This is a genomic window from Devosia sp. Z11_6 (assembly GCF_058133665.1).
This window is the reverse complement of record NZ_JBYUNQ010000008.1, coordinates 15,067-28,882: the sequence shown is the minus strand read 5'-3', so window position 1 is coordinate 28,882 and position 13,816 is coordinate 15,067. Positions and strand designations below refer to the sequence as shown.

Below are 13,816 nucleotides of genomic sequence, written 5' to 3'. Positions count from 1 at the left end.
GCTTTGTGACGGAACTGTCACTTAGGTTGATTGAGCTCGGGATAGATTACGGCCGAGCAGCGCCGGTTGCCGGCATCGAGCAGGGCTTGCTGCTCGGGGGAAATGGTGCCGGAAAACACCGGGTCCCACAAATCATTGGCTTTCACGGTCTCGAGCCCGCACTGGCAATAGGTGGTGCAAAGGCCGGGGGTCGTGCCGCCCTCGACGCAGGTGCGCTGGCAGGCATTGAGGAAATCGGTTTGCCGCATGGCGATCTGGGGCTGCAGCCAGCCGGCCAGCGGAAACAGCACGGCGAGCAGCAGTGGCTGATGCACGAGATAGATCAGCAAGCTCCAGCGCCCCATGGTTTGCAGCACCCGCGCCAGCCGATTGGTGGGGGCGATGGCGGCCAGGCGCGTGCTCCAGCGCGAGCCAATCAGCCAGCGCCCGGCCAGAAGCCCCAGCAGCACGACGCCAAAGGAGGGAAACACCGGCACGAGATCATTGGTGGGCGGCGCCACCGTCCAGAACCCCAGCCAGGACCAAGCCTTGGCGTTGAAGAGTTCGTTGGAGAAGATGGCGGGCAGCGCCAGCACCACAACCGCAATGAGCCCGATCAGCCAGGACGGCGCCCGGCGCAGCGGCAGCGCCAAGAGGGTAAAAAGGGCTATGGCGTGCAGCACGCCGAAGTACACAAAGGTGTCGGGGAAGGCGAAGAGGGTCGCGACCGTAATCGCCAGCGCCCCCAGCACCAACAGCCCCCAGCGACGCCAGAACCGGCGCCAATCGGTCGACCCCCGGCTGCCCAGCGCCATGCCGACGCCGACAAGGAACAGGAAGCTATACAAAATGTTGCGGGCAAACAGCACCCAGCCCGGATCATAGCCGACATCGGCGGGGATGAAGCGGAAATAGGCGAGGTCCCAGCACAGGTGATAAATGATCATCGCGATGATCGCGACGCCACGGGCGATGTCCATCACCGGAAAGCGGGTGCGCACCGCTGGGGCGGCGAGCTCGCTCACCGCGCCCTATCCAGAATGGCCAGGAACGCCTCGCCATAGCGCTCGAGCTTGGCCTGCCCGACCCCCGGGATGTTGAGCAGGTCATGCAGCTTGGCCGGCCGCTGCTGCGCCATGGCCCGCAGGGTCGCATCGCCAAAGACCACATAAGGGGGCACGCCCTGCGCCTTGGCGATCCGCAGCCGTTCGGCGCGCAGGGCATTGAACACGCCCATATCGGCTTCGTCGAGTTCCACCGCGCCCGCCAGTTGGCGGCGCACTTCGGCCGCTTTTTTCGGCCGGTCCTGGCGCAAGGTGACGGTGCGCTCCTTGCGGAACACGGCGCGCGCGCCCTCCCCCAGCGTCAAGGCGCCATGGGCGGCATGGTCGACCCGCACCAGCCCCGAGGCCGTCAGCTGCCGCAGTACCGATTGCCAGGTGCGGCTGTCATATTCCTGGCCCTGGCCGAACACGGCCTGCTTGTCGTGGCCAAAGCGCTCGACCTTTTCGGTCCGCTTGCCCAGCAGCACATCGATGATGTGCCCCGAACCGAAGCGCTGCCCGGTGCGATAGATCGCGGCCATGGCCTTGATCGCAGCTTCCGTGCCGTCCCAGCTCGCGACCGGGGAACGGCAGGTGTCGCAATTGCCGCAAGGGCCCTCATAGACTTCGCCGAAATGGGCGAGGATCGCCTGGCGCCGGCATTCGGCGGTTTCACAGACGCCCAGGAGCGCGTTGAGCTTGGCGTGCTCGACCCGCTTGATCTCGTCGGGCGCCCCGCCCTCGTCGATCATCCGCCGGCGCTGCACGGCATCGGCCATGCCATAGCTCATCCAGGCGTCGGCGGGCTGGCCGTCTCGGCCGGCCCGGCCGGTTTCCTGGTAATAGGCTTCGATCGAGGCGGGGAGATCGAGATGGGCGACATAGCGCACATCGGGCTTGTCGATGCCCATGCCGAACGCCACGGTCGCCACAAGGCACACATCCTCCTCGCGCAGGAAGATGTCCTGGTGAGCCGAGCGGATGCTGGCATCCATGCCGGCATGATAGGGCAGCGCGCGAACGCCCTTACCCTCCAGCCATTGCGCGGTGTCCTCCACCTTGGCGCGCGACAGGCAATACACAATGCCGCTTTCGCCCTTGTGCCCTTCGAGGAAGCGCAGCAGCTGAGCGCGGGCATTGTCGCGCTCGATGATGGAATAGGAAATGTTAGGGCGATCGAAACTGGTCTCAAATACCCGCGCCCCACCCAGGCCCAACCGCTCGATGATATCGGCGCGGGTGGTGGGGTCGGCCGTCGCCGTCAGCGCAATGCGCGGCACGCCGGGAAAGAGTTCGGTCAGCTGGGCGAGTTCGCGATATTCGGGCCGGAAATCATGGCCCCATTGGCTGACGCAATGAGCCTCGTCGATGGCAAACAGCGCAATATCGAGCCCGTCCACCATGTTGCGGAACCCTGGCGTCGCCACCCGCTCGGGAGCGACATAAAGCAAGTCCAGCTCGCCGCGCCGCAGCTGCCCGCGCACCTGGGCGGACTCTTCGGGTGACAGCGAGGAATTGAGCGCCGCCGCCGCGACCCCGGCCTGGCGCAGCGCCTCGACCTGGTCGCGCATCAGGGCAATCAGCGGCGAGACCACAATGCCAACGCCATGCCGGCAGAGGGCGGGGATCTGGTAGCAGGCCGATTTGCCCGCACCCGTCGGAAACAGCACCACCGCATCGCCGCCATCGGCGACATGGCGCACCACTTCTTCCTGCTGGCCGCGGAAACTCTTGTGGCCAAACACATCGCGCAGCACCGCCAGGGGGTCGGGGCGAAGATCAAGCGAAGTGGTTTGGCTCAAGGCTGCTGCCATGTGATGGAGGGGCTCCGGAGCGGCGAATCCCGCCGCACCGTGCTTCGAGCATAGCTGAGCGTGACGGGCAACTCACAGCTGATTCAACAGCTAGACATAGCCCAGCGCGGTGAACTGGCTGTCGAACCACCACCAGCCCATTGCGGTCAGCGCCACGACGACGGCAAAGGCGATCCAGCCTGCCGCGGTCAGGTTCTTGTGGTCGGCCGTGCGATGTTGGAAGCGCTCGCCCCCGAGCAGAAACACCAGCCCGAAGACGAGGCATAGCGGCACCAGCGCAAAGGCGCGCAGCTGATAGTGCACCTCGGGCGCGCCGCTTTGCGCCTGCCCGAGCGGCACCAGCAAAAAGAAATACAAAACCGCGGCGCCAATGGCGATCGCCGCCAATCCGCCCAGCCGCACCAAAACACTGCGCCCCATGCCTCACCCCCGCTGCATCGCGCAACAAGGAGTGGCATGGGGCCCTCAAGAGATCAATCTGCCGCCGGCTTAGCCCCCGACGATCTCGCCACCATTGGGATGCAGCACCTGACCCGAGATGTAGGAGCTCTCGTCGCAAGCCAGGAACAGGTGGCAGGTGGCCACTTCATTGGGCTGGCCGGGGCGCTTCATCGGCTGGGAGGCGCCGAATTCGGCCACTTTGTCCTCGGGGAAGGTGGCGGGGATCAGCGGGGTCCAGATCGGGCCGGGCGCCACGGCATTTACGCGAATACCCTTTTCGGCAAGGCTGCCCGAAAGCGAGCGGGTAAAGGCCAGGATCGCGCCCTTAGTCGAGGCATAATCGAGCAGCGTCGGCGAGCCGCGATAGGCGGTGACCGAGGTGGTGTTGACGATGGATGCGCCCGACTGCAGATGCGGCATTGCCGCCTGGGTCATGAAGAAGTAGCCGAAGATATTGGTGCGGAAGGTTTTTTCCAGCTGTTCTTCGGAAATGTCGGTGATCTCGTCCTGCGGATGCTGCTCGGCCGCATTGTTGACGAGGACGTCGATCTTGCCAAATTCCTCGATCACCTTGCCCACGACATTGTCGCAAAACGCCTTTTCGCCCACATCGCCGCGCAGCAGCAGGACATTCTTGCCCTCCGCCTTGATCGCCTCGGCGGTGATCTTGGCGTCCTCGGTTTCCTCGAGATAAACGATCGCGACCTCGGCCCCTTCGCGGGCAAACAGCACTGCGCAAGCCCGGCCAATGCCGCTATCGCCGCCGGTGATGATCGCGACCTTGCCGGCAAGCCGCCCGTTGCCGGGGAATTTGGGGGCAAAATCGGGTGCCGGGCTCATTTCGGTTTCCCGGCCGGGCTGATGGTCCTGGTGCTGGGGCGGATTGATCTGGTCGTCGGACATGGGGGAACCTTCTGGGTTGGGTGGGGAACTAGTGCTTGCCGCCGGAGCCGGATTGCTTGCCCCCGCCATCCTGCTTGTTGACGGTGGCCCAGGCCCGGCGCTCGGCCTCGTCTTCGGGCAGGCCACGCTTTTCGTAGCCTTCCTCGATATGCTCGGCCTTGCGCTTTTGCTTGTCGGTGTAAGCGGATTTGTCGCCTTGAGGCATGGTGGATCTCCCTCTTGCGGAGCGGCAAAGGTGGACCAGCGCTGACGGGAAGGACCCGCGCGCTGCCGTCACTTCCAAGCCGTCGATAAAGGGAAAAAGATCGGGCGCCCGGATCGTTCCCCGGCCCGCACCAAGATTAGCCTGCCGGCAGCGGCCGGCTCAAAAAGGGCGAACCCTGCTCGGCAAAGCGCCAGGGCGTATCGGCGCCCTTGGTGATGCCGATGCGCGGCCCGGTGCCGACGCGCGCCTCACCAGTTGCCGCCAGCACGGCAAAAGGCGGCTCGTCGAGCGGCAGGCCATTGTGCCTGCCATCAATCCCCAGTGCCTGGCACAGCTTGCCCGGCCCCGAACAGAGCTGGCGATCGGGCAATCCGCCCCGCCGCTCGCGCATTTGCGCGATGCCGGTGGTGGGCTCGAGCGCGCGGATCAACACCGCGCTGCCGGGCTCGCAAACGAAATTGAGGCACCAATGGATGCCGTAGATCTTGTAAACATAGGATTGGCCGGGCGGCCCGAACATCGCGGCGTTGCGCGGCGTCGGGCCCCGAAAGCTGTGCGAGGCCGGGTCGGCCCCGTCATAGGCTTCCACTTCCACCAGCCGCCCGCCGACCCCATCCACCAGCAGGGTCGCGCCGATCAGTTCGGCCGCGACCTGCGTCACCGGACGGTTGAAAAACGCTGCGCTTAGCAACGTTTGCGCCACTCAGGGATCCTTGAAGGCGACGCAGTCGATCTCGACCTTGCAATCCACCATCATGTGCGACTGCACGGCCGAGCGTGCCGGCGGATGTTCGCCGAAATAGCTTTTGTAGACGGCGTTGAAGCTCCAGAAATCGCGGGGATCATCGAGCCACACGCCGCAGCGCACCACATGTTCGAGCCCGTAGCCGGCTTCCTCAAGGATCGCGATCAGGTTCTGGATGGTCAAATGGGTTTGCTCGACGATGCCAGTGCCAACGATCTCGCCGTCCTTCATCGCGACCTGGCCCGAGACATAAAGGAAGCCGCCGGCTTCCACCGCGCGCGCAAATGGCAGGTTCTGCCCGCCCGCACCGCTTTTCTCCGCCCCATAGCGCTTGATCGGCATGTATCCGGCTCCTTTTCGATTTTGTCCTTCTGGCCAAAACCTAGCCGCTTTCGCGCCCCCTTGCGCCCCGCGACCTCCAAAAGCCTGTGCAAAATCTTTGCGGACCGCCCGCGCAGAACGCAAGCGCCGCCGCCAACTCGATCAGTCCCCTCCCCCTTGAGGGGAGGGCTAGGGTGGAGGTCCATCGGCGGGTCACCAAACCCACCCCCTCCCCAAGGAGGAGGGAGGGCAAATCACCCACATCTGGGATGAATGATCGGCCTGTTGGCCACTGATCGAAGTTAGTGCTTACCGCCGCTGCGATTGCCCTTGCCCAAGTCGCGTTCGGCCCGGACATCCTTGTCGAGCTTTTCGAAGCTTTCGATCAAACCATCGGTTTCGCCCTTGGCGCCGGCCTGCGCCTGGCGCTGGTTGACCACATTGGTTTGGTTGTCGCCTTGCAGGCTGTTCTTGCCCTGGATATCGGCGGCCAGGTCGAATTCGTCGAGGGTGGCGCCGGGCTCGCCCTTGCCGGCGGTTTTGGCGCCCTGCTGGCCGCCGCTGCGATTGCCGGTATTGCTGGAAGGATTGGCCATGTTGGTTCTCCTTTGGGTTGCACCGAACCCAACGTGTCCTTTCCCCAGATGTTCCCCCGCCTCGACTCACAGTCGCGCCAGCAAGCTTGCTGCAGTGGCGCTTTACGCCACTTGGGAGTGCACATAAGGTGGCAGCGCCGGGGGGGCATGAGGGTGGGACCAATGCGCTTGATGATGCGGAGTGTCGTGGTGCTTGGCGCCACGCTGGTTGCCATGCTGGCCAGCGGGGCGCTGGCCCAGCCAAGCCGCACCGAGCTGTTGCCCGGCATCGACCTGCCTGGCTTTGATTATGCCGTGCAACAGAACACCACCATCGGGGCCTGCCAGGCCGCCTGCGAAGACGACAATCTTTGCCGCGCCTTCACCTTCAACACCGAAGCGAACTGGTGCTTTCTCAAATCGGGCAGCGCCGATGAGGTCCCCTTCGCCGCAGCCAGTTCCGGCCGCGTCAGCCATGGCGCTTCCCCCGAAGAGATCACCGCGGCCCGCCAAACCGAACTGCCCTTTCCCGCCGCCGACCTGATCGATGCAGCCCGCCGCTTTGCCGCCGAGCTGGAACAAACCGATCCCCCGCCGCCCAATGCCAGCTATGCCGATCTCGTGGCGGAGGGGCGTGCTGCCGCCGCCGAAGCCAATCCTGCCGCCGCCATGTTGAACCTGCGCCAGGCGCTGGCGATCAAAGGCAATGACCCCGCCGTTTGGCTGGAGCTGGCCGAGCTCGCCCTCACGCAAGCTGACGCCGTGGCCGGTCAATCCGAGGGCGACAACAGCTATGATCTGGGCATTGTCGGCACTTCGGCCGCGCTCAACGGCTTTCTGGCGTCCGAAGGGGAAGCCGAGCGCGCTTATGCCCTGTCCCTCCTCGGCCGCGGCCTCGCGCGCCGGGAGATGTGGCGCGAAGCCATCGCCACCTATCGCGCCAGCATTGCCCTTGCGAATGATCCCGCTACCGCCGAGCGGCTCGAACAAGCCGTGGCCGAACATGGCTTTCGCGTTGTCTCGCACGAAGTGGATGCTGAGGCCGTATCGCCGCGCATCTGCGTTGTGTTTTCCGATCCGCTGCCCGCTGGCGATACCGACCTGACCCCGTTCGTCATGGTCGAAAACGCCCCCACGCTAGCGGTGGAAACCGAAACCAGCCAGATCTGCCTTGATGGTGCCGAACATGGCCGCCGTTACGAGATCCGCCTGCGCGCCGGCTTGCCTTCGGCTGACAACGAAACCCTGCGCAAGGATGTGGCGCTGAGTGTTTACGTGCCCGACCGCTCGCCCTTTGTGGGCTTTGCCAACAATGCCTATGTGCTGCCCGCGGGTCTCGGTGGCGGGCTGCCGATCTCCTCGATCAATGCCGAAACGGCGGAAGCCGTGATCTACCGCATCGGCGACCGCTCCATTGCCGCCGCCGTGCGCAATAATGTGTTTCGCGGCACCCTGACCGGCTATTCCGCCGAAACCGTCGCCAATGACTATGGCGAAAAGCTCTGGGAAGGCGAGGTCGACCTTGCCACTGGCGCGCGCAATGCCATGACCACCACCGCCCTCCCCGTGGCCGAGGTTCTGGCCGGGGTCGCGCCCGGCGCCTATGTGATCACCGCCAGGGTCAAGGACAGCAAAAGCGAATATTGGGACGAGATCGCTACCCAATGGTTCATCGTCACCGATCTGGGCCTCACCACCATTGCCGGTGAAGATGGCGTGCATGCCTTTGTGCGCTCGCTGACATCGGCCGAGCCGGTGGCCGATGCCAGCCTGCGCCTCGTTGCGGTCAACAACGAGATCCTGGGCGAAGGGCGCACGGACGCACAGGGGCGCTTTGACTTTGCGCCGGGCCTTGCCCGTGGCACCGGCGGCCGCGCGCCCCAGTTGCTCGTCGCCGAAACCGCTGCCGGCGACTATGCCTTTCTCGATGTGTCCCAGACCGCTTTCGATCTGACCGACCGAGGCGTCGAAGGGCGTCCCTCGCCCGGTCCGCTCGATCTGTTTGCCACCACCGAGCGCGGCGTGTACCGCCCGGGTGAAACCGTGTTCCTCACCGCCCTCTTGCGCGATAACCATGCCGATGCGGTCAAGGACCTGCCGCTGACCCTTGAGGTTGAGCGCCCCGATGGCGTCATTGCCTCGCGTCAATTGCTGTCCGACGGGGGTAGCGGCAGCTATCACCAGGCCCTGCCCCTGGCGGCCGAAGCCATGCGCGGCTCCTGGCATCTGCGCCTCTTGGCCGATCCCAAGGCCGAGCCGCTGGCCAACATCGCTTTCCTCGTGGAAGACTTCGAGCCCGAGCGGCTGGCCTTCGAGGTCACCGCCCCCGAGGGCCCCGTTGCGCCCGGCGCAACGGCAGCCATCGATGTTGCCGCCCGCTATCTTTATGGCGCCACCGCGCCCGATCTCAAGCTTGAGGCCGATCTGGTGCTGCGCCCGCGCACTACGCTCCCGGCTTTTCCCGGCTACCAGTTCGGCCGTCTGGATGATGCCATCGAAACCGACCGCCGCCCGCTCGGCGTCGTCGCCACCACCGGCAGCGACGGCACTGCCGCGGCCGAACTCACCATCCCCGAGCTGCCCGTCACCACGAAGCCCCTTGAAGCGCAGCTCCTGTTCCGGCTCGTCGACACCAATGGCCGCCCCGTCGAGCGCAGCCTCACCCGCCCCGTGCGTGCCGCCACCAACCTCATCGGCATCAAGCCCCTGTTCGGCACCGGCGACCTGCCTGAGGGCAGCGAAGCGCGGTTCGACATTCTCGTGGTCGGCCCCCATGGCGAGCCCGTCGCCGCCACGGACCTGCAATGGACGCTGTCGCGCATCGAAACCAGCTACCAATGGTATCGCGACGGCAGCACCTGGAAGTGGGAAGCGATCAGCACCAGCCGCGAAGTCGCCAATGGCGAGCTCGACACCACGGTCACTGGTCCCGCCACCATCGCCGCACCCGTCGCCTCGGGCCGCTACCAGCTCGACATCGATAGCCGCGGCCCCGGCGCCACCGCCAGCAGCTACGGCTTTTATGCCGGCTACTACTATGCCGAAGCGGGCTCGGACACGCCCGACACGCTCCAGGTCGCCCTCGATAAACCAGCCTATCGCGCCGGCGACACCGCAACGCTGCGCCTTGAGCCGCAATTTGCCGGCACGGCGCTCGTCATGGTGGTCGATCAGGGCATCATCGACATGCTGGCGGTCCCCGTCCCGGCTGAAGGCACCTCAGTCGCCCTCCCCGTCACCGAGGCTTGGGGGCCGGGTGCCTATGTCACCGCCATTCTTTATCGCCCCTCCGACGCCGCCGAAAAGCGCATGCCCGCCCGCGCGCTCGGCCTTGCCTATGCCGATGTCGATCCAGGCGATCGCGTGCTCGATGTCACCATCGAAGCGCCGAAGGTTACCCTTCCCCGGCAACCCGTGACCGCCCGCATCAAGCTCGGCAATGTCGCGCCCGGCACCACCGCCTATGTCGCGGTCGCTGCCGTTGATCTGGGCATCCTCAATCTGACGAACTTTGCCACCCCCGATCCCGACGGCTGGTATTTCGGCCAACGCCAGCTTGGCGTCGCCTTCCGCGATCTTTACGGCCAGCTGATCGATCCCATGCAGGGTCTGCCCGGCGCCATGCGATCCGGGGGCGATGGCGCCGGCGTTCGGCTGGGTACGCCGCCCCCCACTTCGGTGCTCGTCGCTCTTCATTCAGGAACCGTTCAGGTTGATGGCGATGGTGTGGCCAAGGTCACGTTTGACCTGCCCGATTTCGCCGGCACCGTCCGTCTCATGGCCATGGCCTGGACCGATACCGCGCTAGGCCATGCCCAGGCTGATGTTGTGGTCCGCGACCCGGTGGTCACAACCCTCAGCCCACCCCGCTTCCTGCGCGCCGGCGACACCTCGCGCCTCCTGCTCGAGATCAACAATATCGAAGGCGCAACAGGCACTTACGCCCTTGCCATCAGCACCGGCGAAGGCCTTATGGCGGAGCTGCCGCAGCCCGACGTGACCCTCGCTACCGGCGAGCGGGTGGCGCTTGACGTGGCGCTTTCGGGCACGCAAATCGGCGATTTCCCGCTCGAGCTCACCATCACCGCCCCCGATGGCACCACCCAGACCAAGCTCCTGACCCTGGGCGTGCGCGCCACCAGCAATCCCGCCACCACGCGCAACCTCCTGCCGCTCGAAGCCGGCGCCACCCTTGTGCTCGACGCCAGCGATTTCAATGGCTTGCTGCCCGGCACCGGTGAGTTGACCCTGGCGGTCGGCCCCATCGCGCGGCTCGATGTCCCCTCGCTTCTCGCCCAGCTCGACCGCTATCCCTATGGCTGCTCCGAGCAGGTCACGAGCCGGGCCATGCCCTTGTTGTACCTCAACAATACCGCATCCATGCTCGGTCTGGGCACCGATACCGAGCTTGATGAGCGCATCCGCGGCGCCATCAGGAGCCTCCTCGCCAACCAGAACTCGGGTGGCGCCTTCGGCCTTTGGGGCGCCTATGACACCACGGATCTCTGGCTCGACGCCTATGTCACCGACTTCCTGCTGCGCGCCAAGGCCCAAGGCTATGAAGTTCCTGAGCAATCTCTGGAGATGGCGCTGGATAACCTTGCCAACCAGGTCGCCTATGCCAGCGAATTCACCGATGGCGGGGAAGGCATTGCTTATGCCCTCCATGACCTCGCCCGCGCCGGCCGCGCCGCCATCGGCGATCTGCGCTACTACGCGGAAGCCCGCCTCGACGCTTTCGCGACGCCCCTGGCCAAGGCGCAACTGGGCGCCGCGCTCGCGCTTTATGGCGATCAAACCCGCGCAGCTGCTGCGTTTTTGGCTGCGATCGACGCGCTCGCGCAAGGCGATGACCGCACCGGCTACCGCCCCGATTACGGCAGCCAGTTGCGCGACACCGCCGCTGTGCTGACCCTGGTTGCGGAGTTCGCCCCCGCTGGAGTTGATCCATCCGCTCTCGCCGCTCGCCTCAGCAAGCAGCGCAACACCGCTCAATACACCTCCACCCAGGAGGATGCCTGGACGCTCCTCGCCGCAGCAGCAGTGGCCGACCAGACGGGTGCCAGCAGCATCACCCTTGCGGGCGAACCCCTCGCCGGGGATATCTTCCGGCGCTGGAGCCAGCAGGAACTCAGCCAAACCCCAGTCGAGCTCAGCAACACCGGCACTACCCCAACTGAAGCCATGGTGGCGGTGACGGGCATCCCGGTCGTCGCGCCGCCCGCGAGCGAAAACGGCTTCAGCCTCAACCGGCAATATTTCCGCCCCGATGGCACCCCGGTCGACCCCACCGCCACTCCCATTGCCCAGAACGAGCAATTGGTGGTCGTGCTGACGGTCACCCCGACCACACTCGGCTCCGGGCAATATCTGGTGGTCGATCCCCTGCCCGCCGGCTTTGAGATCGAGAACCCGCGGCTGGCGGGCGGCGAAGGCGTTGCCGATTTTGCCTGGCTGGAGGTCGCCACCCCCGCCCATGTGGAAGCACGGACCGACCAATATGTCGCCGCCTTCCGCTACTGGTCCGAAGCGCCCGAGTTCTCGACGGCCTACCTCGTCCGCGCGGTCACGCCGGGCCAGTTCGCCCTGCCCGGCGCCACGGTGGAGGACATGTACCGGCCAGAACTGCGCGCCAACGGGGGAGCCGGGAGCCTTGAGGTTGTCCCGGCCGGGCCATGAGCCCGGCCCCTCGGAGGCGCTGGGGCGCCCGGCGCCTCCTCGCGATCGGCCTCCTGCTGCTGCTTGTGCTGGGGTCGGGCGGCGCCCTTTGCCTGCGCGCGACTATCGAGGAAATCCGCGCCACTCTGCCGCCCCTACCCGATCTGGCCACCATGCCGGTTTCGAGCGTCGTGGTCGACCGAGACGGCGCGCTGCTGCGCCCCTTTACCATCGCCGGGCGCTGGCGCTTGCCAACCACTCCCGATGCTGTCGACCGGCAATTCCTGCGTATGCTGCTGGCCTATGAAGACCGCGATTTTGCCAGCCACCATGGCATCAACTGGTGGTCGATGCTGCGCGCAGCGGGGCAGTTCGTTGGCGCGGGGGGGCGGATCGTTTCAGGCGGCTCGACCCTTTCCATGCAGGTCGCGCGGCTACTGGAGGGAGAGCCGACGCGCGATGGCTGGGGTAAGCTGCGCCAGATGGTGCATGCCGATGCTCTCGAGCGCGCGCTTAGCAAGGAGCAGATCCTTGCCCTTTATCTGACTCTAGCGCCCTATGGCGGCAATCTTGAGGGCATTCGCGCCGCGAGCCTGGCCTATTTCGGCAAGGAACCGGTCCGCCTCACCCCGGCGGAAGCTGCCTTGCTGGTGGCCCTGCCGCAATCGCCCGAAGCGCGCCGGCCCGATCGCGACCCGCAGGCGGCGCTGGCCAGCCGCAATCTGGTGCTGGAGCGAATGGTGAGCCGCGGCATTCTGACCGCCGACGATGCGGCAGCAGGCATGAGCGAACCGATCCCTACGGCCCGCCATCCCTTCCCTTTGCTGGCGCCCCATCTCGCCCAGGCCGCGCTCGTGTCAGCGCCCGGCCAACGCGAAATCCGGCTGACGCTCAAGCGCCCGCTCCAGGCCGCACTCGAGCGGCTGGGGGCGGTGCGAGCCGCCCAGTTGGGACCCGGCGTTTCGGTAGCAATCCTCGTTGCCGACCAGAGCAGTGGTGCCATTGTGGCTTCCGTGGGCTCGGCGGGCCTTTTTGCCGAGGACAGCGCCGGCTTTGTGGATATGACCAAGGCGGTTCGCTCGCCAGGCTCGACCCTCAAGCCGCTAATCTATGGGCTGGCCTTCGAACTGGGGCTCGCCCATCCCGAAAGCCTGATTGAAGACCGGCCCACCGCCTTTGGCAGCTATGTGCCGGTCAATTTTGATGGCTATAGTCGCGGTACGGTCAGCATTCGCCAGGCATTAACGGAGTCGCTGAACATTCCCGCCGTGGTGGTGCTCGATGCCGTGGGCACCGCCCGGCTGGTGTCGCGGCTGCGGCGAGCGGGCGCTACGCCTCTCCTGCCCAAGGGCGCCGCGCCGGGGCTGGCGATGGGCCTGGGCGGCGTCGGGTTGACCTTGCGCGATCTGGTTGGGGTTTATGCTGCGCTTGGCCGCGGCGGCACCCCGGTCCACTTGCATGAAACACTGACCCAGGCCGACGAACCACCACTGGCAGCCCCCGTGCTGGATGCCACCGCGGCCTGGTATGTCGCCGACATCTTGGGTGACGTGCCGCCGCCGCTCAATGGCTCTCCCGGCCGTATCGCCTACAAGACTGGAACTTCCTATGGCTACCGCGACGGCTGGGCGATCGGGTTCGATGGTCAGACTGTGATCGGTGTCTGGGTTGGCCGCCCCGATGGCGCGCCAGTTCCGGGCCTTTCGGGGGTGTCGAGTGCTGCGCCGATCCTGTTCGAGAGCTTTGATCGGCTCGGGGCACCCGCCGTGCCTCTGCGCCAGCCGCCTCCGGGCGTGCTGCACGTGGCGAATTCGGAACTGCCTCACCCACTGCGCCGCTTTCGGCATCCTGATGAAACAAGGGTAGCCCAGCAGAGCGGGCCAGAGATTGCCTTTCCCCTCGACGGGGTCGACCTTGATCTGGGGCTCGCAGGGGGATCCGACAGCCCCTTGACGGTCAAGATCCGCAACGGCGCCCCACCCTTTACCTTTTTCGCCAACGGCGCGCCGATCGGGAGTTCGGCCTTTGCCCGCCAGAACAGCTGGCATCCCGATGGACCTGGCTTTGTTGAACTGGCCGTGGTCGATGCCCAAGGGCGCGCAGATTCGGCCACGGTGTTTGTTCAATAACGG

The 13,816-nt window shown here is 65.9% G+C and carries 9 protein-coding genes and 1 pseudogene; 2 read left to right on the top strand and 8 right to left on the bottom strand.

The genetic code is table 11. The features are described 5' to 3' along the window. Window positions 1-17: 17 nt before the first annotated feature. The 8 genes and pseudogenes from AC3YMN_RS17555 to AC3YMN_RS17520 form a co-directional block, all read right to left on the bottom strand. Window positions 18-1,004, bottom strand: a complete 987-nt coding sequence (locus tag AC3YMN_RS17555) for a heparan-alpha-glucosaminide N-acetyltransferase (RefSeq protein WP_489891024.1) — start codon at window positions 1,002-1,004, stop codon at window positions 18-20. Next, on the bottom strand, window positions 1,001-2,836 hold the full coding sequence (recQ, locus tag AC3YMN_RS17550; RefSeq protein ID WP_489891023.1) for a DNA helicase RecQ: 1,836 nt from the start codon (window positions 2,834-2,836) through the stop codon (window positions 1,001-1,003). Before recQ ends, AC3YMN_RS17555 begins: the two co-directional genes overlap by 4 nt. A 90-nt stretch (window positions 2,837-2,926) precedes the next feature. Continuing rightward, complete coding sequence (locus tag AC3YMN_RS17545) at window positions 2,927-3,256, bottom strand: hypothetical protein (RefSeq protein WP_489891022.1); 330 nt, start codon at window positions 3,254-3,256, stop codon at window positions 2,927-2,929. A 69-nt stretch (window positions 3,257-3,325) separates the two neighbouring features. Next, a complete protein-coding gene (locus tag AC3YMN_RS17540; protein WP_489891021.1) occupies window positions 3,326-4,180 on the bottom strand; it encodes an SDR family oxidoreductase in 855 nt (284 codons plus the stop codon). Between the two features lie 31 nt (window positions 4,181-4,211). Beyond that, a pseudogene (locus AC3YMN_RS17535) lies at window positions 4,212-4,385 on the bottom strand (plasmid stabilization protein); the annotation flags it as partial. Between the two features lie 136 nt (window positions 4,386-4,521). Next, a complete protein-coding gene (locus AC3YMN_RS17530) occupies window positions 4,522-5,088 on the bottom strand; it encodes a DNA-3-methyladenine glycosylase (protein ID WP_489891020.1) in 567 nt (188 codons plus the stop codon). Further along, window positions 5,089-5,472 (bottom strand): RidA family protein, encoded by a 384-nt coding sequence (locus tag AC3YMN_RS17525; protein WP_489891019.1) that lies wholly within the window; start codon window positions 5,470-5,472, stop codon window positions 5,089-5,091. It lies immediately after the preceding gene. 281 nt (window positions 5,473-5,753) lie between these two features. After that, a complete protein-coding gene (locus tag AC3YMN_RS17520) occupies window positions 5,754-6,047 on the bottom strand; it encodes a hypothetical protein (protein ID WP_489891018.1) in 294 nt (97 codons plus the stop codon). 171 nt (window positions 6,048-6,218) lie between these two features. On the opposite strand from AC3YMN_RS17520, the gene AC3YMN_RS17515 reads away from it, so the two are divergent. Together AC3YMN_RS17515 and pbpC are read left to right on the top strand one after the other, a co-directional pair. Continuing rightward, entirely contained in the window at window positions 6,219-11,705 is a 5,487-nt protein-coding gene (locus tag AC3YMN_RS17515; RefSeq protein ID WP_489891114.1) for an MG2 domain-containing protein, read from the top strand. Further along, on the top strand, window positions 11,702-13,813 hold the full coding sequence (gene pbpC, locus AC3YMN_RS17510; protein ID WP_489891017.1) for a penicillin-binding protein 1C: 2,112 nt from the start codon (window positions 11,702-11,704) through the stop codon (window positions 13,811-13,813). The genes AC3YMN_RS17515 and pbpC overlap by 4 nt, the downstream gene beginning before the upstream one ends. Window positions 13,814-13,816: the final 3 nt, after the last annotated feature.

Coding starts and splice junctions, on each gene's coding strand:
- AC3YMN_RS17520 (WP_489891018.1), bottom strand. CDS start 6,047: ATGGCCAATCCTTCCAGCAATACCGGCAATCGCAGCGGCGGCCAGCAG.
- AC3YMN_RS17545 (WP_489891022.1), bottom strand. CDS start 3,256: ATGGGGCGCAGTGTTTTGGTGCGGCTGGGCGGATTGGCGGCGATCGCC.
- recQ (WP_489891023.1), bottom strand. CDS start 2,836: ATGGCAGCAGCCTTGAGCCAAACCACTTCGCTTGATCTTCGCCCCGAC.
- AC3YMN_RS17525 (WP_489891019.1), bottom strand. CDS start 5,472: ATGCCGATCAAGCGCTATGGGGCGGAGAAAAGCGGTGCGGGCGGGCAG.
- AC3YMN_RS17540 (WP_489891021.1), bottom strand. CDS start 4,180: ATGTCCGACGACCAGATCAATCCGCCCCAGCACCAGGACCATCAGCCC.
- AC3YMN_RS17515 (WP_489891114.1), top strand. CDS start 6,219: ATGATGCGGAGTGTCGTGGTGCTTGGCGCCACGCTGGTTGCCATGCTG.
- pbpC (WP_489891017.1), top strand. CDS start 11,702: ATGAGCCCGGCCCCTCGGAGGCGCTGGGGCGCCCGGCGCCTCCTCGCG.